Here is a 26,182-nt window from a genome sequence, read left to right on the forward strand (position 1 = left end):
GCACCTCTCTTCCACCATTCAACAAGGACGTTTCTCATATGGATGGACCGTCCCGACGACAGCTCCATCTTCATCATTCTTCACGCTTTCTATAATACCAGCAGCTATTTCAGCGTGTGTCAGCCATCTTGATCCATTTCCAGTCATGACAAATCCCAAGTAAATACTTCGATATTGACAGGATGCAGACACGCTTAATGGTTCATCTTCAAAGTAACGTCTACTTCCTTTCACATGGTAAAGCCGCCATCTGTCTGACCGTTCGGTGATTACCCGGCTGATTCGTTCCACGGCAGGGTAAAAAGGCGACCAGCAGACTGCCAAATTGATCGGCCCATGCTTGTCCATAGCTCGCTTCAGTTCTGTCTCCAAAGCGTCCAAATTATAATAATCTACTGCGATATTGTTAAGTCGTGCCGGATCACCAGCCATCTTCATCAAGTCGCTATGTTTCTCCTGCGTCCTGCCAATCACGGAAACTTGTGCATGATGATCCGCCAGCCATATTGACACTTTTGACAACATACCTGTACCACCGATGACCAGAACATGGTTTTCATTCATCCAATCAGCCTCCTGTTACTTAATGGGCTTGCTCTAGTGTTTCTGATTCTTCCGCAAAATGCCGACTCCTGGAAGGCTGATAAACCAATACCGTAAGTATGACACTCAAAGCTGCAATCAACAAGGAACCCGCAATAATACTATAACGTAACGGTACCAAGTCCCCGGTAAAACCGATCAACAAGATAAACAAGATTTGCAGCAGGCTTTGCAAGCTACCGTACACACTGCTGATTCTCCCCATGATGGATAATGGCACATTATTTTGGTAAAACGTCAGGAGACCCGTAGACGAAAAAGCATTAAAGAATCCGAGAATAATAAATCCAGTAGCTACCGACCAGAAGGAGAAGGAAAAAGCATAAATTAAATAACCCGCTGCAACTAGTAAATAGCCGCTGGCAACCAATAGCCGGATTGACAGTTTCTTTGCAAGAATCGTTATAGTGGCTGCCCCGGCAATAGAACCAGCTCCGGTTATACTGATAAGCAATCCGAAATCTGCCTCTGTCAAACCGAGCACCCGCTGAGTAAAAACAACTTCCTGCGCATCCATTCCTAACGCTGCCACCATGAACAACTGGGCAACTAAATAAACCAGCATGACGTACTGATGATTTTTACTAAAATCGATGACTTGATGCCAATCCTCTCTTAGAAGTTTCCAAGAAAACGTTCTTGAAGTATCATCCTCCACATCCAAATTGGGCAGCCAGCTAAGAAGAATGGCGGAAAACAAGAAAGATACAGCATTGATCCAGATAGCGATACTGGCAGATGTCACCATAAGCAGCACACCAGCAATGGCAGGTCCGACTAAAAAAGCGCCGGAGGTGACGAGACTGCGGAATGAATTGAATCGTTTCCGCTGCTGTTTTGGTATCACTCCGGTTATATAAGAAACGGAAGTCGGTTCAAAAAATGCTTTGGCTACAGACAGGAAAAACAAACAGAAGTATATAAGCCATACAGTGGCAATAAACGGAATGACAGCTACCAACAAAGCGCGAAAAACATCCGTAAGAATCATCAACCTCCGTTTGTTCATCCGGTCTATCAAGCTTCCAGACCAGAATTTCGTCAAAATAGAAGCGACGGGGCCCATTATCCATAGTCCTGCTACGGCTGCCGCCGACCCAGTCAACTGGAGAACGAGTACATTGATAGCAACCAAGTAAACAAAGTCCCCAAATGAAGAAATTCCCACCCCTGCCAGCAAAAGCGTTGCGTTTAATTTTGCCTTCTGTTTTCGCATCCCTCTTCTCCCTCCGTTCCGGCTGCTATCTTATATCTTCTCGAACCTGTCGAGCCATTCATTCATATGTACTTCAAACAATTGAGCTTGTTCGATTTGCAGATAGTGTCCTGCCCGATCCAATACGACAAAAGTACTTCGCGGAAAAATTTCATCCAGCTTGAACGCATCCTTATAACCGACAACTGCGTCCTGCTTGCCCAATAAAAACAGACATGGCTCAGAAAAAGCCATCGTGTCAATCGGAAAAGTAAACCGATAGTTGTCCCGGACTTCGATAAGGAAATCCTCTTCGGCCATCCGCAGTCCCGCCAATACTTCTTCACGAAAACGAACCCATGTTTGACGATCAAGCACCGTGTTTTCTCTTACAAAAGCTTTCCTATCTTCATAATCGAGTGATTGAAGGAACACTTCATCTCGTGAAACGTGCATCTTTTCCGGCAAGGTCCGCTTTTGCTTGTCAGGAAATATGACAGGACAAATGAACACAGCACCTTTTATTTGGTTCTGTCTACATTCCAGCAGTCCGCGGGCCAGGTACCCACCGTAAGACTCCCCGGCTACTAAAAATGGCTTTTCCGTTATAACTTCATCGATGAATTTAAGAATCAGTTTTAAAAAGCCGTCCGCACTCCCAATTCCTGATCTTCCTCTGGTCCTTCCCATCCCAGGGAGATCGACATAAATCCGCTGGTATCCATCCCTCCGTTCAAAAATCGGTTCCATGCAACCGCTCATCAATCTTGAGTCTGGCCCGAATCCATGAAGCATCAACACTGGAATGCCATGCCCCCTTATTTGATAATGAACAGCAGTATTTTCTATGTAACAATATGGCATTGGCCGTTCCTCCAAAAAGAAAATGTCCTAACCTATAGCATTCTTATAATAAATAAGATTGTCTGTCCATTGATCAAATTCATAGATAAATCCTTTTCTTGTACATTCGTATTCCATTCCACAGCTGACAGCGAGATTAATCGACGGGTTGTTATCTAAGTTAATATGCGCTTCAATCCGATGGTAACCCAAATCTGTCAATGCCATCTGCAAGGCAGCCTTTACCGCTTCTTTTCCATAACCATTACGCCAAAATTGATTATGAATCGTGTAGCCGATTCTTCCCCATTGAAAAGCACCCCGTTCATAGGTGGAAAAGTCAATCATTCCGAGATGCGTTCCGTCTGCTTTTCGAAAAATGCCGAAAATATAGGCATCATCCACGGCTGCAAGTGCCCGGTGTTTTTCCACTAATGCTGTAAACCAATTTTCTGTGCATTCGGTCATATCGATTTTCCCGCGGTCGTACTTATACCTGGACGGTTGTCTTGCTTTGAATTGTGTCAGCCAGTTATCGTAATCCGGATTTTCCAGCGGCCGGATGATTAGTCGTTTTGTAGTGGTAATTGTGTTTTTCAATCAAGTCTCTCCTTTTGTTAAGTACGAAATAAAATGCAAAATCTTTGCAAGATGCGTGCTGTTTTTACGCATTCGGAAAATACTGCTCTATGAGCGGCTCCATTCAAACAGCAACAAAGCAAGCTAGTCATGCGTCCTGTCTAATCCCATGCCAAATCGGAAGACTGAAAAGCAACAGATGCAAAGAATCTAATTTAAAAATCCTTCCATCGATACGATTAACAAAAACAAAGACGCTGTTAAGCTCATGTATCCCCAATTAGTCGGATTGTGTCTGGTAAGTTCACTAATTCCATTCAATAAAAGCAAAACTGCTCCCGCAAGCATCGTGACCGGAAATGAGTCAACGCTGCCAGACAGTAGGTTAATGGTGGAAGAGCCGATGACAAATAGGATGAGGACAATCCTTACAGTCTGAAATAATTTCATATTTAATCTCCCCTGATATTTTTATTTGCTAGTTTGTTTTCAAATAAAGAAAGTACAAAGCGGATCAAAAACCCCGTACCCAAACCGATAAATATCCCGGCTGCCGGATTGTGAAACAATATGCCGAAGCCTAACCCGATAAACAATCCCGCTGGTATAATCAAGATATTATTTGAATTCAATCGATTCCCCCCTTTTGGTGATCATCTGATATTCAGTGCAGATTTCTCTTTTCAAGTAAATAGTACGTTTATAAATCTGTTTTTTGCTGGTCCATTCACAATCGTTCCGCTCGAAAACCTTTCTCATCGGAAGATTGTTCACACTTGTACTCCCAACATATACCGCAGCTTGAAAATCATGCTTCAATCTTGCTAAAGCATGCAAGTGCAGCAACCTGCTTTTTCGTTTGTTTCTTTCTTCCGGAACCAGCCCAAAATAAAACAGTCGTCCCTCCGCTTCTGTACCGGGCTCGATATGGGGAATCACTACCCCGATTGGTTTCTTTTCTTCAAAAACTGTGAGACAGGAATCCTTATATCGATTTCCAAGTTCAGCCTTGACGCTGTCCATCTGTTTTTCCATTGAAAGCGTGGAGGCCGCATTCAAAGAACCAGAGATGACCTTCTCCCACACCTTCAAGAAGTCTTGTTGGTCCAACTCATTCAAAGAGCGTATGTCCCATACTTGCTGAACAGCGGGAAATTCTTCAAGCCCTCTTTGATAAAAGACAACTTCGTCATGCAAATAAAAGCGTCCATTCCTTAATTCGCTTTCCAGGTTCTCTGAGACATTGCCTTCAACAAGAATCGTAATGGTCGGGATTTTTCTCAACTCCCGATGATTCTTCAGCAATTGAATGAGACATATCAGCTTTCGCTCCGTGAGCCCTTCCGTTCCTTCTATCGTCAAATAGTCTTTTCCTTGCAGGCATTTAACCTGTTCCAACAACGACTCATCCCCCTTTAGAGGAATGCTCACCTTCCTCCCTCCTTTCCATACCTGCTATGCTCCGTCAGCTATTTTTCCACTTCTACAGTAGACGCAACAGCAAACAACCAGTTATGCCTGCCCGATTTCCCAGATCAGAGGACATTATATATTGCTCTAAAGCCGGTACGGGAACATACTCATTATTCAATTCTGCACACGCCCTACGGCTAGCGGAAATAAGTGGGTTTGATTCATCACTCCGCCGCCAAGTATTATTTTGTACGGTCTTAAAATCAATGCATAATTATTCAATGCTTGAGCTAGGTAATATGCTTCGATTTCCCTTGTGGGATTTTCTCTTTTTTAGCGATTGTGCCTTTCTCCCTGCCCTTCTTTCAATCGCCGGACAAGAAGCCTTGCCTTCCAGGCAGTGTTCATGATAGAGACAGGAGTCCTGGCGAGTGTGGTTCACATGCGTATAGACAAGTATATGGCCCATTTCCGGGTGCCCGCGGAAAGCGTACCTACCACTGACATTCGACCACCTATTCTTGTAGAATATCTTCTTTTTCCATCATACCATTTTTCTCATTTGAATTGGCAGAATAGTCAATCATAAAATCAGGCCATCGCTATGCAGATTCCCTGCAAACATTATCTTTTCTGACCCGAAGAGTTTTTTGAACCACCATTCCATTTCAAGCCTCATTAGGAGATAAACTTTTTTCTAGCTTGCAACACCCAAAATACGAGCTTCATAACCGAATTCCATGCAAAAGCCCGGCTTGGGTAAGCCGGGTAGTTCTGCGGACTAATAAACCATGGAAGAATCGTGGTAGTATTTGAACTCCAGTAAATTGTTGGCCGGGTCGATTAGAAAGAATGTCATGTGTTCTTCCTGTTTCCCTTTAAATCTGACCATCGGCTCCGTGTAAAACGGTAACTTTTCCTTCATGGCATAATCCAGCGCCTGTTCATACTCTTCTCGATTCAAAAAAGTTATTCCATAATGCCTTGGATACATTTTAGGATTTTCATCAATGCTATTCGGACTTAAATGGCAGACAACCTGATCACCGAAAAAATCGAAAGTGACCCGGTCATCGTATCTTCTGGCCAGTTTACAACCCAGTTTCTCGTAAAATTCAACCGTTTCGTCCAACTCCTTGCACGGAATCGCTAAGTGAAAAACTTTGTTCGTTTCTCTCATTTCCTCCACCTCGTTTTTATAATGTAAACCATTTTCTAAAAGAATGTTTTTTCTCCCCAAAAGCTATAAACTACCACATTGTTTATTGCCCCTTCCTAACTACATTCGTTGAGTGGGAGTTCGGCGCTGCGGAAATACCCTGCGCTTTCCGCGGGCGGCTGATGAGCTTCCTCGAGCTGACGCTCTGCGGGATCTCACCGAGGCCTTTCCTCCCGCTGGAGTCTCCGGGTATTTTCTTCGCTAGGAACAGATTTCTGTTTAGAAACGCGTGTACTCGAAATTTTTTATTCCTAATACTCCACTCCATGCACCGCATCATCAAAGGACATAGCTGGGAAAACAAGGCAGAAAGTTCAAGAGAAGGGGCAAATACAGAATTCCAACTTTCTTTTTATGAAGAGAAGTACATGTTTTCTGACAACCGTTTATAAGATGGCTTGTTGGGCTCAAAGAAAATTCTCTATACTTACGACAAGCAGCATGCTCCTTAGCGCAGGTAGTATACGCAGACTCCTGCGGGAACAGCACGAGCTGAAGATCCACTTGGTAAAGCGGTTTTCTTTACCAAGTTAACTGAAGCCGTGCCCGCGGAAAGCGAAGTATGCTACCGAAGCGGTAGTTGACACGCTTTTTGCATAGGAAATGGTATTTCCACCTGTAGTTAGTGCGCAGTTTGTATCAAATGGTAATCAACAATCTGCGGAAAGCCCCTAGTATAAATGAAATGTATCCGAACGCAGACCCAGACGCAGTGTTTCTAAACTTATCACGTCGCTTAAAGCAACATTGGCCAAATTGACGTTGGGTCCTATTTGTTTGATGAAAAAGGTTTGCAACGACTTGTTCGGTGCTTCGAATATGAGCCGTTCCATCGGGATTCCGGCAGCGACAATCTCATCAAAAATATCACCACGGATGCTGCCGTCCTCCCCGCAAATACCACCGCTTCCGGATTCCCTTGCTTCGGTGATGACTTTAGCGGCTCCCGCTTCGATGTCTTCGTGTATGTTGGTCAGCCATTCTTTGGAATCTTCCTTTAAAGCCTCTGAAGAATCCTTAGTGCCAACCTCGCTGAAAACGGAAAAATCTCGGGAAAATTCCCGTATATACTCCGCTTTTTGATGATTGGGGATAGCAAGTGTTCCATTGGAAATCTCTACATAATTGCAATTAAAATTCCGACAACGGTCGTAAAAAGCTTCTACTTTTCTCTGACTCAAAAACTTTTCAAATAAGGTTCCACCGAAGAAATAATCAATTTCATTCCTGATTAAATAGTTGATTTTTTCTGGCAATTTTTTCGATAGCAAAGAAGTTCCCCAGCCGAATTTGATAAAATCGATATATTCACCGGCATTATCTACTGTAGCCTTAAGTGATTCGAAGGGTGCTCCATTGTCGATCAACACAGTGATCCCGCTTTCTCTCGGCTTACTCTCCCTCATCGGTAACAACAAGTTTGTTTCTGTCAATTTCCCATTCACCGCCCAATCGTGAATTTCTACACAGTCTCCGGCACACGAACTTCGCTTGCCCGTTATCGTCCGCTGTTGCCTCTCTCTATTTAACTCCTGCAGCCTATCACATGTATATTCGCCCAGATGAATTTCGTTACACCGGCAGAAGGGGACAGCCTCTTTTTAACAATCAGCCAGCTATCTGAATACAATTACCTTGAGGCAAACACCCAAATGCCTGAAAAGAGGGGAATCGATCTTTCCTTTTTATTAAAAACAACTCAGGACTAAGCGGAGGGAGCATAATGGAAACAGAGAAATTAACGTTTGAAACTTGGGAGGAAAGAAAAAAACAACAGCTTGATTTACAATTGAAAGACTTTATGGATGTCATCAAGTGGGCATACCGCACGTACGAAGACCGGATTGCTTATGCTTGCAGTTTCGGTGCCGAGGGGATGGTCCTGATTGATTTAATTTCGAAAGTGAAACCGGAAGCAAAAGTGATATTTCTTGATACAGGGTTACATTTTTCAGAAACCTATTCACTAATCGAAAAAGTAAAGCAAAAATATCCGATGCTGGACCTCATCTTGGCGAAGCCTGCCCTAACACTAGAACAGCAAGCGGCCGAGCACGGTGAAAACTTGTGGGAAAAAAATCCTGATCTATGCTGCCACATTAGAAAAATCGAACCACTGCAACAGCAGCTGCAAGATGTCGATGCATGGATATCCGGACTGCGACGCGAGCAATCCCCTTCCAGAAGTATGGTTGACTATGTAAATAAAGACGAGAAATTCGGTAAGATAAAAATTTGCCCATTGATCCACTGGACATGGGAGGATGTTTGGAATTATATCAAGCTCAACCAATTACCTTACAACGAGCTGCATGACCAGCATTATCCCAGCATCGGCTGTTCGAAGTGCACCGTGCAGGTCCTATCCGACCATGATTCCCGGTCAGGGCGGTGGAAGAATTTTTCCAAAAAAGAGTGTGGGCTTCATCAAGCCTGATTAGGGGCTGTTGCCAATGGTTATGATTATACTTGCATTCTTGATTGCCGGTTTCTTTGCTATGAATATCGGTGCCAGCGGTGCTGCAGCTTCCATGGGAATCGCTTATGGATCAGGCGCCGTCAAAACCCGTAAGTCGGCATTGTTTTTATGTGCAGCCGGGGTTTGTCTTGGAGCCGCGCTTGGAGGTGGAGAAGTCGTCAAGACGCTCGGTTCCGGGATCGTGCCGGAAAACATTATTTCCGCTCCCATTGTACTCGTCATCCTCAGTTCAGCTGGTTTGGCATTATTCATCGCCAATCTGGGCGGAATCCCCTTATCCACCAGCGAGGTAACCGTAGGTGCCATTGTAGGTGTCGGCATAGCCTTTCAGATATTGTATCTCAAAACATTGCTGATCATTGTCCTTTGCTGGCTCTTCATTCCCTGTTTGGCATTTTTGCTCGCCTTTACAGCCAATAAATTGATCCGGAGAATCGAGATTCTTTTTCCCATACTACAAAGTGACCGCTGGAAAAAAACGCTCACTTTTTTGGTCATTTTCACAGGATTCTTAGAAGCATTCTCGGCGGGAATGAACAACGTCGCCAATGCTGTCGGCCCATTGGTTGCATCAGGCATGATATCCACCGGCCCTGGAACGCTGACCGGAGGTTTGTTTGTCGCTGCCGGAGCTTTTTTTCTAGGAGGCAAAGTAATCGAAACGAACGGGAAGAAGATTACCAATCTAAGCCTGCTTCAAGGAAGCGCCATTTCCGGGATTGGCGCTATTCTGGTGATAACCTCCTCGCTTTTCGGCATCCCAGTTCCACATACACAGGTGACCACCTGCAGTATTTTAGGAGCCGGTGCAGCAGAGCAGGGTAACAAGCTATGGAAACGTGCGATTTTCGCCAAACTGGTCAAAACCTGGCTGCTCTCTCCGCTGTTCTCACTGGTCATTTCTTATAATCTAGTGAAAATAATGGTTGATTTTGATTTATCAGGTGTCCTGATGATTGTGGCCTTTGTCGGACTCGTCGGGCTTCTGTCTTTATGGAAACCCGACGAACAGCCTAGCCCGTTATATGAAAAACCTGTAGTTTTAACCAATCAGGAGGTAATGAAAAAATGATAAAGCCCCACGGTGATAAACTCATAGACCGGGTAGATACCTCTTATCACCCGGACGAGAACGATGAACGAATACAATTGGACGATATGGCGCTCAGTGACTTGGAGCTGATAGCGACTGGTGCCTACAGTCCATTGACCGGCTTTCTGAAAGAACCCGATTACCAGGCAGTAGTCGATGGGATGCGGCTGGACTCCGGTCTTCCCTGGAGTATTCCCATTACCTTGCCGGTCGAAGCCGAGGTGGCCAGCCGCCTCCGGATTCATGATACAGTCAACCTCGTTTACGATGAGACAATATACGGGGTAATGTCTATCGAGGATATCTTCACACCAGACAAAGAGGTGGAAGCGGCTAAAGTATTCCAAACAACAGACCAAGGGCATCCTGGCGTAAAAAAACTTTATGAGCGTCCGAACGTTTACCTCGGTGGTCCGGTTACGCTGGTTAAGTTCCCGCCAAAAGCAGCTTTCTCCGACGGTTATCACTTGGAGCCAATCCAGACGAGAGAAAAAATCACCGAGTTCGGCTGGAAAAGTGTTGTTGGCTTTCAGACTCGCAATCCGGTACACCGGGCCCACGAATATATTCAAAAAACCGCTTTGGAAAATGTCGATGGTCTGCTGCTCCATCCCTTGGTCGGCGAAACAAAAGCTGGGGATATTCCTAGTGACCTGCGCATGGAATGTTATCAAATTTTACTTGAAAACTATTATCCCGCAGATCGAGTCTTTCTGTCCGTTTTTCCGGCAGCCATGCGCTATGCCGGCCCACGAGAAGCCGTCTTCCATGCGCTTGTCCGTAAGAACTACGGGTGCACCCATTTTATTGTCGGCCGTGATCATGCAGGTGTCGGCGATTACTATGGTACCTATGATGCACAAAAAATATTTGATCAATTTTCTGAAGAGGAAATCGGCATAACGATTTTACGCTTTGAAAATAGCTTCTTCTGTCGGAAATGCGAAGGAATGGGGACCAGCAAGACGTGTCCTCATGGAAAGGAACATCATATTGCATTGTCGGGAACCAAAGTACGAAAAATGCTCCGTGAAGGCAATATGCCTCCAAAGCAATTCAGCAGGCCGGAAGTTGCCAGCAAGTTGATTGAAGGAATGGCGGAAACTGTAAGCGAAATGAGGAGTAACACATGAGACAAAACCATATTATTTGGCATCCTGCCACAGTAACAAAAACAGATCGTCAGAAGCTGAATAATCATAAAAGCTGCGCTTTATGGTTTACCGGTTATTCTGGATCGGGAAAGTCGACGCTGGCCAACGAACTGGATTGCCAGCTCCATAAACTAGGGATAAGGAGTTTCGTCCTGGACGGCGATAACATCCGCCATGGTCTGAACAAAGAACTCGGCTTCAGTCCGAAAGACAGAGTGGAAAATATCCGTAGAGTCGGCGAGGTAGCAAAATTATTTGTCGACAGCGGCCAGATTGTTATGACTGCCTTCATTTCCCCCTACCGAAAAGACCGGGACCAGGTTAGAAAGATTTTTGAGGAAGGGGAATTCCATGAAATCTTCATTGATTGTCCTTTCGATGTTTGTGAGCGCAGGGATCCGAAAGGACTTTACCAAAAAGCGCGACAAGGGATCATCCGCGACTTTACAGGCATCGATTCACCCTATGAACCCCCCCTCGATCCAGAGTTGACCATAGATACACAGCACCATTCAGTGAAACAGGCTGCCGAAACGATCATCAAATACCTGAAAGAACAAAACCTCCTCCCAAACTAAACATTCGGGGGGACTGTCCCTCCCCCTCGTTTTACGATGGGAGGGACAGTCCCCAATCATTCAAGGGTCAGGAATATTTGATATTCAAAGGGTACAGGTATGGTTGTTCCGGTTCTTTTATTTTTTGCCACTTTGTTATTTTCAGGACAGGTAGTTCATGGCCATTGTATGTTTCCAGTTGAATTATCCCCGTTGCTTCCAGCCACGTATCTTCAGCAATCGACTCTGCGTCGTCAAACTCTGCAAGAAAACCGATGATACTGGAATCAGCTACACAATGAGTGATCAGAAATCTTCCAACCACCAATTGATTCGCCGAAAATCCTTCTTCTTTATAAACAAAACCATTCACCGTGATTTCTTTTCCGATATACTGCTCTACATTATTACTGATTTCGTCGTAATAAGCGGCATATACTTGATCAGGCATCTGGATGGATTCTCGAACTTCCAATTCGTCCATCAGTTGCTGGTACGTTTCTTCTGAGACGGAATTAGAATAAAGGTTTGGATCAGGTGTGCCATCCGAACCGGATGTATCAGGTATCGTTCCCTCTTCTTCTATGTTTTCTTCCTTCGGCACTGCTTGTTCCGTTTCAGAAATCGCAACCCCTGCATCATTCTCCCTTTCTGTCTTTCCTTCTTGATTCTCCGCGTTGCTGGTCAATGCAAGCATGGTACCTTTTTTGGCTGCAATAGAAGCATCCAAAGTAGATAACGGAATCAGAATACTTGTTACCAATGGAAGGACAACGATAGAGTAAGATAATAACTTCTTAGCATCGACAGGTGAATAGCCGTGGTCGTGTCGGTGACTTCCGTGATCATGAGGATGATCCTGGTCAGCCCCTTTTGGAGCCAGCACCCTTCTTAATTGGACGGTGAACAAAAGGAGAAAAAGGATCGCTCCGATTTTGCTTAATGTTTCGTATTTCGGATTTATCAGCTTGACGATGTCTCCACTGTAGTGTAAGTAAACAATCAGCCCTGCAAAACCTAAAAGGATTACCGCTCTTACAGCTTGCTGTACATGAAACCGCATGTGCTTACCTCCCTGCTATAACATATTCTGAAAAATCAATATCGTAGTGAAAACGACAGATGTGATAACTCCAAATAAAATCAGAACAAATCTAACCTTGAAGACACTCAGGAGCATCATCGTATTTTTCAAGTCGATCATCGGCCCATATATCAGAAAACCGAGTATGGCCGCATTCGGGAAAACATTGCTGAAGGATGCAGCAATAAATGCATCTGCCTCGGAGCATAGAGATAATAAGTATGCCAATCCCATCATCACCGCTGTCGAAGATGCTTGTCCATCCCCCAGGTTGACCAAAGTCTCTGACGATATATACGTTTGAACAAAAGCGGCTAACAAGCAGCCGACAATCAAGTACTTTCCTACATCAAAAAATTCATCTACAGCATGCTTCAAAGTATGACTGATTTTCTTCTGGAGCGGCTGATGATCATGAGAATGGGAAACTTCCGCTGCAATCGGGAGCTTTAACTGATTCTTCCTAAAAAAGAGACTGATAACCCACGACACGAGGATTGCGATAAGAAAACCGAGTATCAACCGCTCTGCAGCTATCTTTATGTCATTTCCAAAGGCCATAAAAGTCGATAATATTACCATTGGATTAATAAGGGGACCTGTTAATAGAAACCCAACACCAGCATAAATCGGGACACCCTTCCCTACCAAACGCCGCACAATCGGTACAATCCCGCATTCACAAGCCGGAAAACAAGCCCCTACCACACAACTCATGGCAATTGCCATTCCTTTATTTTTTCGGAATCCAGCGTTTGATATGATCTTCTGTGATAAAAACTTGAATCAATCCGGCAATCAGGACACCGATAAGAACAAATGGCAATGCTTCTATTAAAATACTCAAGAAAATCGTATTCATGTGCTGCAAGGAAGATGGCAGCTGAAACATTTTTCCAAATGAACCTGTTCCAGCAACAAGGTACAGAGTTGCTAGAAACAACACTAATAACAAACCATCAAACAGCAACGATCGCGGTTTTACATTCATGGCTTCCCTCCAAAAATTCAAACTTGGTTTCTACTTCCTTATATATAGCAAACAAGCGATAATAGTAATCATTATGATTTATATATCTGCTTTATTCTCTTATATTTCATTCCTTTTGTCCAGACGAAATTTCATCTCTGTCCGTTTTCTCTTAAAAATTGCGAAAAAAATCCTGCTGACCATTACAGCAGGATTTTAGTCATCTTCTCTTTTAAACAAACGCTTCAGCCAACTTCTTTTATCAGCTTGTTTTGTGTCACCTTGCAATTGATAGGTGGTGTATTTATTCTTTCCCTGATTCTTGGATTGATATAGGGCCAAATCTGCTTCCTTCACAAACTCCTCTTTTGTCTTTTGTTCATTTGCTGTATAGAAGGAGATACCGATGCTCGTTGTCAGATGAAGTGAAACCCCCTGGAAAACAAATGGCTCCTCCATCGAGGCGATGATTTTTTCACTGATTATTTTTGCTTTATCCCTATCCATCAAGGCCGGCAATAATAACTGAAATTCATCTCCTCCCATTCGCGATGCAATCTGTTCTCCATTGATAACGTCGGCAATCCGTCTGGCGAACTCGCGGATGACATCATCGCCGGTATCGTGCCCATGGACATCATTGACACATTTAAAATTGTCACAGTCCAGAATCAGCAATCCGATTACACCACCAGTCCGATCTGCGTCATTCATCGCAGAGTCCAGGTACCTGCTAAACAAGGTACGGTTCGGCAGTCCAGTCAGTTCATCATGTAAAGCCTGTGTTTCCAAATCAATCTCCTTTTGTTTACGTTCGGAAACATCCCTGGAAACAAAAACGATTTTCTCCACCTCTCCCTTGGCATTCCTTATCGGCCCCCCTTTGGAATGGACCCATATGATTCTTCCGTGCTTATCGAGACGACGATATTCCATCTCATCTGAAGTTCCGGTTTCCAAAATCCTTGCAAAAAAGTCACTCACCTTGTGCATATCTTCCTGGTGGACAAAAGAAAGGAATGGCTTCCCTTCGAAAAATTCCGGACTCAATCCCAGAATTCGTTCATGAGAAGGAGAAGCATATACAATCTCTCCTTTTCTATCGGTTACCCGAATCAAATCATTGGAATTCTCCACGATAATCCGGTATCTGTCCTCGCTCTCCTGCAGTTGTTCCTGCAATTCCTCCACATTGGAAATATTTTTATAAACCGCAATCCCGCCGCTCATTTTTCCGTCTTCAAGAATAGGTGTATAAGAAGCAATAACCCGGATGGTCCCACCGTTTCTGGTTTGTCGTTCAGCAAAATCGTTTTCGATGATTTCTCCTTTTTTCAGCCTGGTGAGAATCTCGGAAAATTTATCTCTCTCTTTTTTCTCATCGGGAAGAATGCTGATAGACGGATTATTGGCCAGTTCTTCCTTCGACCAACCAAACAGCTTGCTGAAACCCGGATTCACATGTTGGTAATTGCCTTCTTCATCGAAGGTGAAGACTGGATCCGCTACATTTTGAAAAATCAATTCGAATTGTTCTTTTATTCGATTCAATTCCTTCTCCCGGTTTTTGCGATCGGTGATTTCCCTGGTAACAGAAATAATATATTCACAGTTGCCCTGCTCATTCAATACTGGCGTCACTTTCGATTCCACCCAACCTAACCGGGTTTTTGAACGGTCGTCAGAAGAGGGGAATTCGATGGTTTCCTCATAAACGACTACTTTCCCCGTATTCGATGCCTCTTCATACATCTTCGTAATAACCTGTGCTGAATAGGCCGCATTAATTCTTCAATTTTCTTTCCGGCAAAATCAGTCGGAAAATTAAGATTGTCAATGGCAGATTGATTGGCCATCACATAGGAGAACCCGCCATTTCTGTCACAGGAAATCATGAATACCATATCTGAAATGCTATTAAAAATCAGATTGAAATATTTTAGGTCTTTAAATTTAGCAAGCATATCTATCGTTCTCCTTATCGTCGAGTCGGTCCCTTTGGGGGGATTCCCTTTTCTGCCACCATCAACGCCTCTAAATAAAACAGCCGGTCACCTGGCCGAATAAAACCAAGTAACCGGTGCCATATCAACTGTTCTTTCCGTACATTATACCATTCTTTCTGGCATTACCCAGTTATTTTTCAACATTTATCGACAACAAGATTTACCAATCCTCCCCTTACCCGAAGATCAGAAATCAGCTGGTACAAAACGTAAAAACAGGCTTCATCTTTCTACGGTAAACACAAAACCCATTCTTGCGGTATTTTGCGGTGGTTTCCCTAGGTCTCTCTCGTGTCTTCACCAAGTTTTAGTATCTCCGGAGTAATGAACACAGTATCATCTGTCCCCTTACAACTTAAATGCAGGGAAATTTGCATTTTCCAGTTTTTTCTCCGGTCGTTTAAAAGAGAAAACCGGACGAATTCATTCCAATTCGTCCGGTTTCGTTTTGGGCATCTCTATCCTCTTTTTCCAAGTTTCTTCAGGTTTTATTGTTCTGTTTGGTATCCTTATCGACTTTGAAGGTCCGGATTGTATCGAATAATTGGTCACTGGATTGGGTCAATTCCTCAGCCGACTTTGCAAGAGACTGCAAAGCATTTGTTTGTTCATCGATTGTGACATTTATTTCTTCATTGCCTGCGGCTGTTTCCTGCACATTGGCAGCAATCGATTCCACAGATGAAACGACATGTTGCTTGCTTTGGTTCATTTCCTCTATATGACTAGCATTTTCCACAATACTGTCCATGATAGCCCGGAATGAGGAGCCTATTTCTTTAAAAATCGCCACTGTCTCATTCACCGTTTCGCTTTGCTCTTTTGTTATTTGTTTAGCATCAGCCATTTTATCAATTGCACCATCCGCACTGCCTTGCACCTGCTCGATTATTTGCTGAATTTCCCCGGTGGACCGGGCAGTCTGTTCGGCCAATTTCCGGACCTCTTCCGCAACAACAGCAAATCCTTTGCCATGCTCACCAGCCCTCGCTGCTTCAATGCTTGCATTCAAGGCAAGGAGGTTGGTTTGTTCAGAAATATCATTGATTGTGTAAACGAAGGAGCTGATATCTTTGACTTGTCCAGCTAACTCCGACACCACTTTTTCCACCTCTTCTATTGTTTCTGAAGAAGAATCTGCCCGGCCGCTCAACGTTTGCATCTGCTCTATCCCTTTCTTGTTGACAGTTTCAGCTTGTCGAGACCGTTCACTCATCTGTGCACTGTTTTCGGTTACTTTTTCTATTTCTCCGGACAACAAGTCTAGTTGTTTCCGCATTTCTTCAATATCATCTGCTGACTTGTTTGCTCCGTCGGCAATGCCGTGCATCGTATGTTGGATTTCTTCATTGGATGCCGTTGTTTCCTCGGACACCGCACTGAAGTTTTCGGCTGTTTTTCGGATAATTGCAGCAGACTCCGTCGTACGCTGTATTAGCCCCCGCATATTTTCCAACATTTTATTGAAATGACCGTATAGCAGTCCGACTTCATCTGAGGAATCATGTTCCACTTGCACGGTTAAATCTCCACCGGCAACTTGATCCGTTTTCTGCTGAAGGTCTGTAATCGGCTTGGTCAACCGATATCCAAACAGAAATATGATAGTCAAAAGAATTAAAATCACCGAAATTCCAAGGAGCAACTGCCGAATAAGCAGCTTGTCCAAAGAAGCATACAATTCACTTTCCGGAACCATCAATCCCAACTTCCACCCCGTTCTCGGAATCGTGTCAAAGTAGACTTGGTAAGATTCGCCTTCTATGTCCATCGGGAAATGACCAGTCTGGTTACTCGCTATTTCTTCTCTATACGGTTGAAATGCCGGGATGTCTTCCATTGTTGCCTGCATCACCTGGTCTTCATCACGATGGGCTATAAACCTACCGGAATTATCCAGGCCAAAAGCCCAGCCTGTATCGTAAATCTCAATGTCGGAAATGATTTGCTGAATTTGGCTCAAATCGATATCAGCTGTAACCACTCCGGCAAAATCACCGTTCCCATCTTGGAATGGCAAACTGGTCGTGACCATCGTTATTCCTGTTGTTTCATCATAATAAGGGTTTCCCCACACTGCTTCCTCGGCTCCCTTTGCCTGCTGATACCAATCCCAACTTGGAAAATCATATTCTGCCGTTTCATATTCTTCCGTGTAGGCAACATCGTCTCCATCTTTATAGACGTACGGCCCGAAATATTCTATGTCGCTGTCATATCCATATTTTTCATACCATACGCCTGCCCCAAGGGTGTCCTTGTTCGTCAAAATGTTGTTACCCAGTATCTCCTGGTAATCCTCCCGGGAAAATGTTTTACCAGCAGTTTGTACGACAGAGCCAAGTGACTCCGCCACCTGTTGATGGCTGGCAAACTGTTTTTCTATTTTATTGATGGCATTATCCTGCAATATAGAGATTCTTGACTTGATTTCCGCATCGATCTGGTTTTTAGAGAACATATAAGAAAAAACCATGAATAACCCCAATCCTATCACTACAAGGGGTAAAAATACTGCAAACATTTTTCCTCTCAAACTTTTAAACTTCATTAATAAATGCCTCCTTATGTAATCGCTAAGCTGATTTACCTATATCGTTATCGATGCCTCCTAGATTTTTCTTGTTGTCTCTACTAAGTTTATAAGTGGGATTAAAATGGATGAGGTGATTTATAACCAGACAAAAAACACGAATAAATTCCTATGAATGGAGATAGGTAAAAATGCCCATACCCTTCAAATATTATCAGTTGTTGCTAGAAAAAGATACCTTTCCCTGTGATTTTCATGCCTGTGAATTTTCAGAAGAACAGCCATGCATGAATCTGATGGTTAACGTACACAATAGAGGACACAAACCTGTATAAAGGGAAGGCAGTATATTTATGTGGAGAAAAAGAAAAAGAAAGAGAATGAAGGCAGCAGAGCACCGCTTCGTCAGCCGTTTTACAACAGAGGACCTTTCCATTTCCCGTAAAGCCCATACAAACTTGGATCTTCTAACGTCCAACTATCTAGAAAACACGGATGACTATATTTCCTTTCTTTTAAACGAAAAGGTGGGCATTGTTTACATAGAAACCATTGTAGATGATAGAAAAGTCAGCAGAATCCTCGATACCCTTCGAAACAACGCCGATCAGGGCGTGGCTGGTCTATCATTTGATTATAAAACAGAGACGAATCTCAAAAACATTGTTCAGGAATTGACAAGCGGCAGGCTCGCAATCTTTGTCGATCAAAGCAGCGAAGCCTTTATCATCGATATACAAAAAAGAAAGGAACGTGCTCTGGAAGAACCTACAGCAGAAGCATCCATCAAAGGACCAAGACTCGGATTCAACGAGAGCTTGAAAACAAACATATCCCTGATCCGGAGCAGGATTTTCCATCATCAGTTAAAGGTAGAAAAAAGACAGTTGGGGAATATATCAAAAACTGAAACGGCCCTCCTATACTTGGAAGGAGTGGCAAACAACCAGATAGTAAAAGAGGTCAGAAAACGCCTTTCCCGTATAGAAGTAGATGCAGTCCATTCCAGTCACCAACTGCAGGCTTTTATAAAAGATCATTCTTATTCGATTGTTCCTTTGATAGGCTCTACAGAACGTCCGGACAAAATCGCTGCAAATATCATGGAAGGAAAAGTGGCCATCCTTGTAGACGGGACCCCCTTCGTTTTATATGGACCGATCAATATATTCTCCTTATTACAGGCACCCGATGATTATTATGATTCCATGTACCTGGCCACACTTTTACGGATCATTCGAATAGCCGCCTTGTTTGTCTCTTTATTGCTGCCTGCGACATATATCGCCTTGACTACCTTTCATCATGAAATGATTCCTACAGATCTAGCGTTAAGTATAGCTGCGGGGCGGGAGACCATTCCGTTCCCTGCGTTGATTGAAACGTTGTTTATCGAAATAACTTTTGAATTTTTAAGAGAAGCCGGTCTTCGGCTTCCCAAAGCAATTGGAAACACCATCAGTATAGTCGGCGCCCTTGTAATCGGTGATGCCGCTGTAAGGGCAGGCTTTGTCAGTCCACTGGTTATCATTATCGTATCTGTAACAGCGATTTCTTCCTTTATCATTCCTAATTACAGTTTGGGTGTTTCTTTTCGGGTGCTCCGCTTTTTGTTCATTTTTTTAGCGGCCACTTTCGGCTTTTTCGGTATCGTATGGGGACTTTTGACGCTGTATTTATATCTGGTGAGCCTGCGATCCTTCGGCTATCCCTACATGGCCCCGCATGCTCCGTTCATTCCAGCAGAGTTACGCGACACCGTTTTCCGGTTCCCCTTGTTCAAGCAAAATGACCTTCCTGCCTTCATTGCAGACAGGCCTGCGTTGAAAAAATTTCGCGGCAAAAAAAATCCGGGACAAAAAACGGAAGAGGAAGATCGAACTTGAAAATCACCTATGGACAAATGACTGCATTGATTATGCTGACTTTATCTGTACAAATATATGTCTTCGCTCCATCCTTCATGGCCGATCATATGGGACAGCATTTGTGGATCTCCCTGATCATTTCCATTACGATTTCCATGCTGGTCGGATGGGGGATGTTAAACCTATCCCTTCAATTTCCTGACAAAAGCTTCACGGAGGTTTTAAAAAAAGTGACTGGTAAATATCCCGGCACTTTGCTGAGCTTTCTGTACAGTTGTTACTATTTCATCCTGTTCCTGATCCATACGCAAATCATCGTGACCATGTTCCGGACGTTATTTTTACCAAGAACACCCTCTTTGGCTACATTGCTGCTTGTTCTGATACTTGCGCTGTATTGTTCTTTTTTGGGAATCGAAGTATTGGCCAGGGCAAGTTCCATGTTGCTGATTCTTTTGACGAGCATCCTGCTTTTTTTAATCGTGGCGGTCATCCCCGAAGTTAATTTAAATCACTTTCAGCCCTTGCTTCCATACTCTATGGAAGGCTTCTGGTCCGGGACACTCATCCCATTCGCCCATTACGGACAGGTGGTCGTGATCTCTTCCCTCCTTCCGTTCGCCAACAAAAATGAAATAACGAAGCAACCAAGGATAATGGCGGGGATTTTCTTCAGCCTTTTGATCACTGCTTTGATAGTCATCCAAAATATCGGGGTTTTCGATCCCTATGAATTAAGAAGACTGCGTTATCCCACCGTGGAATTAAATACCTTGATCCGGGTCGGAGAATTTCTGGAACGGACGGAAATTTTTCTGGTGACCCTTTGGGCAGGAGCTGTGATGCTAGTCGTTGGAACATTTTTCACCATTTCCTGGACCTTGTTGAAAAATACGTTTCACATTAAAAAAAGCAAGCGGATCCGGGTAGCAATGATGGTCATTGCCTGCACGGTCATTTTGTTGTTTATCCCGAACAGTAATGCGTTGGTTTCTTTCATTTTTGATCAATGGGTCTATTTATCCCTTTTGTTTCACCTCGGTATTCCCTTGACGCTCGGACTTTGCTATACCTTCCGCAGAAAGGTGAGGGGCCATGCAGCACGTTAGAAAACCAGCAGTGATCATGCTTTGTCTGTTGTTGCTTACTGCATGTTGGGACAGGAAAGAAATTTCCGATGTCAATTTCATCATGGGAATGGGAATAGATTTGATCGAGGATGATACATATCGCGTCACGTTTCAATGGGCTTACCCTCCTCAGTTTTCCACAGAGGGGGCGGCAAGCAGCCAGGAAGAAAACACCGTCTTTTCTATAGAAGCAGATACCATCCCATTGGCTATGGCAAAGTTGACTGAAATCTCTCCCCGGGTACCGATTTTTTCTCACATGGAATTGATTGCATTGGGAGAAGAGCTTTTATCAAAAAACGCTGAGGATGTGATCAATGTCATCGATCGGGAATTCGAAATTCGACGGACTGTTAACCTGGTGATGGTTAAGGGGACAGCGGAGTCGATGCTCCGTGCTGAAACCCCATTTGAAAAAGTAGAAGCAACGGGAATAAAAGAAATTATTCAGTTAAGCAACCGCTCTTCCACATTCGAGAAAGTGAATTTAAATGTTTTTTTCAATCATGAAACAGATCCACACTCCTTATCCTATATACCGATTGCCGAATTGGTTTCCGACACTGCTTTGCATACGACAGACAGTAGTGAAAGCAGTTGGATCAAAGTAGAAAGGATTGCATTTCTTGAAAATTATCGTCTAAAACGGGAGCTTTCGGCACGGGAAGCCCGTGCATGGTTATTTGTTCGCGGGGAAGTCAGAGACGGGACAATTACACAAATCAACACCGGGAACGGAAAATTAGTCGGCCGCAGTATTGCCCAAAGCACCAGCAAAAAGCTTGATAAACAAAAAGATCAACCATCATTGACAATCTCGGTCGAGGAAAAAGTATCGATTATCGACAAACCTCTTGCGATGTCCATTGTAAAAATGGAAGAAGTCCTTGCAAATTCCGTTAAAGAGCAAATTGAAGAAACCATTGCAAAAATGCAAGAGGAAAACCTCGACATATTTTTCATAAGGTCATTCATCCGTCATAAAGACCGGAAACTTTGGAGCGAGATAAAGGACGAATGGGAAGAGGTTTATCCACGGTTGGATTTCAAAGTCCAAGTGGATATAGACATCCAGCATGAAAATGCACTGAGGAACCAGATTCCAGAATGAATAACGATATCCGCTACCTTCCCCCGTCACTTAAAACGGGAGAAGGACTGTTTTTTCCTTTCCCGGCAACAAGCAGAATGAGAAATCCACCTCCAGTAAAAAGGATACAAATGACAAACACATTTTCATAGCTCAACAGGGAGGAAAAATAACCGAACAATAAAAAACCGATAGTCTGGCCGATTTTTTGTGCATTCATATATAAGGTAGTAGCTGTACCGGGCTCTTTTGGCAGGAAGTTTTGAAAATAGGTCACGGCCAAACCTGCTGTTATGGCCACGTTGGCAGCGCTCAGTATTTGCAGCGGGTATATTTGCCATGGAGCAGTAACCTTCCATAACAATAAAAAGTAAACAAAGGAAAACAAAAAGCCAAGTCTGATGAGCCATCCTAAATCCAGCTTTGTCGCCAAAATTCCGAAGGCGATCATCAAAGGTACTTCAAAGACAGGCGGGACACTGAAAATCACCCCGACGTGTGCTTCTGTGCCTCCGAGAACCTTTGTGACGAACTGGGGAATATTCTGCATGTTGATCGTCGTAGCTGCATGCAGCAAAAACATGGCCACTATGTTGGCAAGGATATAAGGACGAAAAATGAACTTCCCCAACACCACTTGTTTTCCGGCCATATCCTGCCTTTTCGGCTCGTCTTTAATAAATGCCACTACTGCGATGATACATATAAAAAAGCCTAGAGCCACCAGTAAGAATAGCCCTTCAAAATCCACCAGGACCAGTATCCATCCTGCAAAAGCCGGTCCTACTGTCCAGGCAAGCGCCGTAAACATGCGAAATATGTTCATCACAAAAGGAATCTCCCTTTTGGGAACTTCAGACGATTCCAGTATCTCCCTAGCATGTGCCCACAATTGCGGCATTGTTGCAGAAGCCATGCCCAGCAGAAAAAACGCTACAATCGATAATAAATAATAATCACGGATGTAAGCAAAACCGATATAACCAACTATCGCAGCGAACGACGTAATGACCAAAAGCATCTTCCTGCTTATGTTCCGATCCGACAATTTACCGATGTAAGTACTGATGACCACCCCGCCTACAGCCATCACCATCATAAACACACCGTATGCCATGTTGCTCATCCCCACTACATCCAGACCGAATATAGAGGAAAAAGGGACAAACAAAGACATCGAAAGCCCTACCATAAAATTCAACAGCAATAAGATAGGGAAAGATGGAATATTCCACACCATTGCTGTTCGACGCTTTACCGATCGTAAAAAATTCCCTGTCACAAGTATCCTTCCTTCTATTAATCTGCCATTTCCAATCTATCTTCTGCACTATTATCCCACCATCGACTGTACGAAACAACCATTTAGCGGCCGCTACTATGTTACATCAGTACTTTAACGAAAGTGTCCCTGGATCCGTGTTTGAGTGCCAATATATTTTGCCCCATCCTCTCTTAATGGAAAAAAAAGAAAAAAATCATGGAACGGACAGATGACAAATGAGATAGTAGGTTAAGAACATATAGGAGGAGATCAACCTTGGAGGAAACATTGAAGCGAATATTGGAAGTGCTAAAATTAGCTGAAAAATTAAAGTATGAGCTGCGGCACAGCTGGCTATCCAATGGACGGCAAGAAAGTGTCGCAGAACACACATGGCGGGTGGCGCTGATGGCTGTTTTCCTGGAACCTTATCTGGACCAAAAAACAGACATGGCAAAGCTGCTGAAAATGATTACCATTCATGATCTGGTGGAGGCCGAGGCTACGGATATCCCGGCATTTGACACGATGGACAACGAGCTGGCGCGTAAAGAAAAACAAGAAAGGGAACAACAGGCCATTGCAAATATCCGCAAGTCACTAGGAGGTGATTTGGGGAAAGACATCCAGCAACTGTGGCTGGAGTTTGAGAATCGGTCCACTTATGAAGCGAAAGTGGCCAATGCTCTTGATAAACTGGAAGCACAGCTGCAGCATAATGAGGCAGATATTGCTACCTGGCTGGAAGTGGAATATAAAATGAGTTTCTTGCTGGACCAGCACACCGACTTCGACCAGACACTGACCACGTTTCGGCATTTAGTCGAACAAGAAGCAGAAACAAAAATGACAAAAGCCGGTGTTTCCGTAACCAGCCATAAACCCGTTCTGTAGGAATTTTCACTTTGCCCTGTTTTGTTATATGGAAAGCGGGGCTACTTATTCCTTTATTCTTTCGAAAAGCGTTTATTCCTATGATGGTAGATAAGATGAACGAAAGTCTGTCAGTTGAACGTCCCTACCAATCTTATAAACTGTTGCCGTACTCTTTCTTTATTAAAACATCCGTGTACTTTGCCCTCCCCTTGTGAAAAGAAAAATACAACGTTCGGTGACGTAAATTCAGTAAATAAAGGGGATGAATTTAGTGGTAGTTTTCTTATAATGAGCAAACTGCTCACCGTATTTCCATGCTAAGTGACGGTCTAACAGGGGGATATTATAAAAGACAAACAGAAAAAATAATAACAAGGGAATAACCAAGGCAAAAACAGAACGTGTAAGAAGGGCCAGAGCTGTCACCCAAACAAGATCACCGAAATAATTGATATGCATGGAAAATCGGAATAATCCTCTGGTGAATAATTTGCCTTGATTTAACGGATTTTTTTTCCACCAATGGCGCTGCAACTCTGAAAAACTATTCAGAAAAGATCCAAACAGAAAAAGCAGAACGAACAGGAAGTCCCACCAGGTAAGCGATTTTTCCGTGTTTAAGGCGAACAGGGTAAAACCAAGATAATAGAATGAAAAAGCAATTGGAATTGTAAATGCTTCTTTCCATGGCATTTCTCTTTTTAATAGATAAAAAATAGTGAGTAACATGCGGATATAGACAATGAAGTAAAGAAACAATAGCATACTATTCCTTCCTGTATCACCTTTTAAAAAGCCTGTCCCAGCTAAATCGTGTACAAATCTGCCGCCATTTCCCAGAAGCAGCCAAGCTGCAGTTAACAAAATTGCCGTTTCCAATAAGACTAGCGTTACTTTTTGCGGAATACTACTTGCATGATTTTGATACAACACTTCGCTTACCTCCTTTTTCTTCATTTTACCAAAAAGGCAAGATAAAATGAGGGACAACTTCTGTTTGCCTAACATTTCAGCAGCTTTATTGCTCTTTTGGAAAATAAATAAAAAACATATTGAAACAATTTTCGTAAACTTCTTCCTATTTATAATCATGAACATTCAGTGACAAAAATCACAATAAATTCATGAATCTTTTGTGACAAGCTTCACATATAATTGTATTTTTCCATACACCGTACTATGATAATTACTTGAAAAGACCATGTACCGCTTCAGCTTCTTGATAAGCTACTAAATAAACAGAAAGGGGTACCTTCATGAAAATAAAAGGCACTTTACTATTACTTATGTTTGCAGTCATGGCTGTATTGACCGGCTGTGAACCATTGATGGTTTTAAACCCTAAAGGGCCGCAAGCCCAGACGCAGGCAGATGTCATCCTATTATCGATTGGTATTATGTCCTTTATCGTTATAGCTGTTTTTGCCATTTTAATTTATATGTTGGTGAAATACCGCGCTTCGAAGCAAAGCGACGATTATGAGCCTCCCCATATCGAGGGGAATCACATTGTCGAAGGAATTATTGTCGGGATACCGATTCTTATCGTTATCGTTCTTTCGATCGTTTCTGTCCGAAGCAACTATCTTGTCGAGGCGACACCGGAAGGTTATGAAGACCAGGATCCATTGGTGGTTTATGCTCAGTCTTCCAACTGGAAGTGGCATTTCAGTTATCCGGAAGAAGGGATAGAAACAGTCAATTACCTTTACATTCCGACAGACAGAGCGTTAGAGTTCAAACTCTACTCAGACGGACCGATCACCAGCTTTTGGGTACCGCAGCTCGGCGGACAAAAGTACGCGATGTCCGATATGGTTACCACCCTTCACCTTGCGGCTGATGCTCCTGGTGAATATATGGGGAGAAACGCCAACTTCAGCGGGGAAGGTTTCGCTGAAAACACCTTTAGCGTCAACGCTGTGACACCGGATGAATTCGACGAATGGGTCGACGAGGTCCAAGAAACGGCAAAGCCGCTTACGGAAGACAAGTACAACGAGCTGCTGGAGCCAGGACATCTTGGACAGCTGACATTTTCCAGCACCCACTTGGAATTTTCTCCTGCTCCCGAGGGCGAGCATGGCGGTCATCATCATGGCGGCAGCTCAGATGACTCGGAAGAGGAAAACATGGAGATGGACCATGAAAACATGGATGAAACCCATGATCATTCCGAGTAAGACTAATAGACTGACAGAATATAAGTTGCGTTAGACAATCCGA

Annotated in this window: 24 protein-coding genes and 1 pseudogene; 9 read left to right on the forward strand and 16 right to left on the reverse strand. The window is 43.5% G+C overall.

Going from position 1 to position 26,182, the window contains the following annotated elements:
* Positions 1–18 precede the first annotated feature (18 nt).
* The 10 genes from F6X55_RS04700 to F6X55_RS04750 all read right to left on the reverse strand — a co-directional run bounded on the left by F6X55_RS04700 (position 19) and on the right by F6X55_RS04750 (position 7,285).
* Positions 19–564: a Rossmann-fold NAD(P)-binding domain-containing protein gene (locus F6X55_RS04700; protein WP_153462166.1), complete on the reverse strand. Its 546-nt coding sequence runs from the start codon at positions 562–564 to the stop codon at positions 19–21.
* 19 nt (positions 565–583) lie between these two features.
* Complete coding sequence (locus F6X55_RS04705) at positions 584–1,819, reverse strand: MFS transporter (RefSeq protein WP_153462168.1); 1,236 nt, start codon at positions 1,817–1,819, stop codon at positions 584–586.
* Between the two features lie 30 nt (positions 1,820–1,849).
* The gene (locus F6X55_RS04710) at positions 1,850–2,662 is read right to left on the reverse strand and encodes an alpha/beta fold hydrolase (protein ID WP_153462170.1); all 813 of its coding nucleotides are present in this window, start codon (positions 2,660–2,662) and stop codon (positions 1,850–1,852) included.
* A 27-nt stretch (positions 2,663–2,689) separates the two neighbouring features.
* Positions 2,690–3,241, reverse strand: a complete 552-nt coding sequence (locus F6X55_RS04715) for a GNAT family N-acetyltransferase (RefSeq protein ID WP_153462172.1) — start codon at positions 3,239–3,241, stop codon at positions 2,690–2,692.
* A 189-nt stretch (positions 3,242–3,430) separates the two neighbouring features.
* Complete coding sequence (locus F6X55_RS04720; RefSeq protein ID WP_026771674.1) at positions 3,431–3,670, reverse strand: hypothetical protein; 240 nt, start codon at positions 3,668–3,670, stop codon at positions 3,431–3,433.
* Positions 3,671–3,672: 2 nt separating this feature from the next.
* Complete coding sequence (locus tag F6X55_RS04725; protein ID WP_026571637.1) at positions 3,673–3,852, reverse strand: hypothetical protein; 180 nt, start codon at positions 3,850–3,852, stop codon at positions 3,673–3,675.
* Positions 3,839–4,651 (reverse strand): hypothetical protein, encoded by an 813-nt coding sequence (locus F6X55_RS04730; RefSeq protein WP_153462174.1) that lies wholly within the window; start codon positions 4,649–4,651, stop codon positions 3,839–3,841. The genes F6X55_RS04725 and F6X55_RS04730 overlap by 14 nt, the downstream gene beginning before the upstream one ends.
* 156 nt (positions 4,652–4,807) lie before the next feature.
* The gene (locus F6X55_RS20395) at positions 4,808–4,942 is read right to left on the reverse strand and encodes an ROK family protein (RefSeq protein ID WP_153462406.1); all 135 of its coding nucleotides are present in this window, start codon (positions 4,940–4,942) and stop codon (positions 4,808–4,810) included.
* A 472-nt stretch (positions 4,943–5,414) separates the two neighbouring features.
* Entirely contained in the window at positions 5,415–5,813 is a 399-nt protein-coding gene (locus F6X55_RS04745; protein ID WP_026571636.1) for a VOC family protein, read from the reverse strand.
* A gap of 710 nt (positions 5,814–6,523) precedes the next feature.
* Positions 6,524–7,285, reverse strand: a complete 762-nt coding sequence (locus tag F6X55_RS04750; protein WP_026571557.1) for a phosphosulfolactate synthase — start codon at positions 7,283–7,285, stop codon at positions 6,524–6,526.
* A gap of 290 nt (positions 7,286–7,575) precedes the next feature.
* Here F6X55_RS04750 and F6X55_RS04755 point away from each other — a divergent pair, with 290 nt between their 5' ends.
* Genes F6X55_RS04755 through cysC form a run of 4 tightly spaced genes read left to right on the forward strand, consistent with a single transcriptional unit; the run spans position 7,576 to position 11,156 of the window.
* Entirely contained in the window at positions 7,576–8,289 is a 714-nt protein-coding gene (locus tag F6X55_RS04755) for a phosphoadenylyl-sulfate reductase (RefSeq protein ID WP_026571558.1), read from the forward strand.
* Positions 8,290–8,305: 16 nt separating this feature from the next.
* Positions 8,306–9,403, forward strand: coding sequence for an inorganic phosphate transporter (locus F6X55_RS04760; protein WP_153462178.1), 1,098 nt, complete (start codon positions 8,306–8,308; stop codon positions 9,401–9,403).
* Entirely contained in the window at positions 9,400–10,557 is a 1,158-nt protein-coding gene (sat, locus tag F6X55_RS04765; protein WP_026571559.1) for a sulfate adenylyltransferase, read from the forward strand. The genes F6X55_RS04760 and sat overlap by 4 nt, the downstream gene beginning before the upstream one ends.
* Positions 10,554–11,156: an adenylyl-sulfate kinase gene (gene cysC / locus F6X55_RS04770; RefSeq protein ID WP_026771679.1), complete on the forward strand. Its 603-nt coding sequence runs from the start codon at positions 10,554–10,556 to the stop codon at positions 11,154–11,156. The genes sat and cysC overlap by 4 nt, the downstream gene beginning before the upstream one ends.
* 67 nt (positions 11,157–11,223) lie before the next feature.
* Here the strand turns inward: cysC and F6X55_RS04775 are convergent, their stop codons facing one another.
* From F6X55_RS04775 to F6X55_RS04790, 4 genes and pseudogenes are all read right to left on the reverse strand, one after another.
* Positions 11,224–12,198 (reverse strand): TIGR03943 family putative permease subunit, encoded by a 975-nt coding sequence (locus tag F6X55_RS04775; RefSeq protein ID WP_153462180.1) that lies wholly within the window; start codon positions 12,196–12,198, stop codon positions 11,224–11,226.
* 15 nt (positions 12,199–12,213) lie between these two features.
* Positions 12,214–13,210, reverse strand: a pseudogene (locus F6X55_RS04780) (permease).
* A 195-nt stretch (positions 13,211–13,405) separates the two neighbouring features.
* A complete protein-coding gene (locus F6X55_RS04785) occupies positions 13,406–14,941 on the reverse strand; it encodes a PAS domain S-box protein (RefSeq protein WP_153462182.1) in 1,536 nt (511 codons plus the stop codon).
* A gap of 735 nt (positions 14,942–15,676) precedes the next feature.
* Positions 15,677–17,746, reverse strand: coding sequence for a methyl-accepting chemotaxis protein (locus F6X55_RS04790; protein WP_153462184.1), 2,070 nt, complete (start codon positions 17,744–17,746; stop codon positions 15,677–15,679).
* A gap of 335 nt (positions 17,747–18,081) precedes the next feature.
* Between F6X55_RS04790 and F6X55_RS04795 the strand changes: the two genes are divergently transcribed.
* Genes F6X55_RS04795 through F6X55_RS04805 form a run of 3 tightly spaced genes read left to right on the forward strand, consistent with a single transcriptional unit; the run spans position 18,082 to position 21,837 of the window.
* On the forward strand, positions 18,082–19,614 hold the full coding sequence (locus F6X55_RS04795; protein ID WP_153462186.1) for a spore germination protein: 1,533 nt from the start codon (positions 18,082–18,084) through the stop codon (positions 19,612–19,614).
* Positions 19,611–20,705, forward strand: a complete 1,095-nt coding sequence (locus F6X55_RS04800; RefSeq protein ID WP_153462188.1) for a GerAB/ArcD/ProY family transporter — start codon at positions 19,611–19,613, stop codon at positions 20,703–20,705. The genes F6X55_RS04795 and F6X55_RS04800 overlap by 4 nt, the downstream gene beginning before the upstream one ends.
* Positions 20,692–21,837: a Ger(x)C family spore germination protein gene (locus F6X55_RS04805; protein WP_153462190.1), complete on the forward strand. Its 1,146-nt coding sequence runs from the start codon at positions 20,692–20,694 to the stop codon at positions 21,835–21,837. The genes F6X55_RS04800 and F6X55_RS04805 overlap by 14 nt, the downstream gene beginning before the upstream one ends.
* Positions 21,838–21,850: 13 nt before the next feature.
* On the opposite strand, the gene F6X55_RS04810 is transcribed toward F6X55_RS04805, so the two are convergent.
* Complete coding sequence (locus tag F6X55_RS04810) at positions 21,851–23,098, reverse strand: sugar efflux transporter (protein WP_153462192.1); 1,248 nt, start codon at positions 23,096–23,098, stop codon at positions 21,851–21,853.
* 258 nt (positions 23,099–23,356) lie between these two features.
* Here F6X55_RS04810 and F6X55_RS04815 point away from each other — a divergent pair, with 258 nt between their 5' ends.
* On the forward strand, positions 23,357–23,974 hold the full coding sequence (locus F6X55_RS04815) for an HD domain-containing protein (RefSeq protein ID WP_026571567.1): 618 nt from the start codon (positions 23,357–23,359) through the stop codon (positions 23,972–23,974).
* A 228-nt stretch (positions 23,975–24,202) separates the two neighbouring features.
* Here the strand turns inward: F6X55_RS04815 and F6X55_RS04820 are convergent, their stop codons facing one another.
* Positions 24,203–24,889, reverse strand: a complete 687-nt coding sequence (locus F6X55_RS04820) for a methyltransferase family protein (protein WP_237648597.1) — start codon at positions 24,887–24,889, stop codon at positions 24,203–24,205.
* Between the two features lie 323 nt (positions 24,890–25,212).
* Here F6X55_RS04820 and qoxA point away from each other — a divergent pair, with 323 nt between their 5' ends.
* A complete protein-coding gene (gene qoxA, locus F6X55_RS04825; RefSeq protein ID WP_026571568.1) occupies positions 25,213–26,139 on the forward strand; it encodes a cytochrome aa3 quinol oxidase subunit II in 927 nt (308 codons plus the stop codon).
* The last annotated feature ends 43 nt before the right edge of the window (positions 26,140–26,182 follow it).

Source organism: Sediminibacillus terrae (assembly GCF_009602435.1).
Classification (GTDB): Bacteria; Bacillota; Bacilli; order Bacillales; family Amphibacillaceae; genus Sediminibacillus; species Sediminibacillus terrae.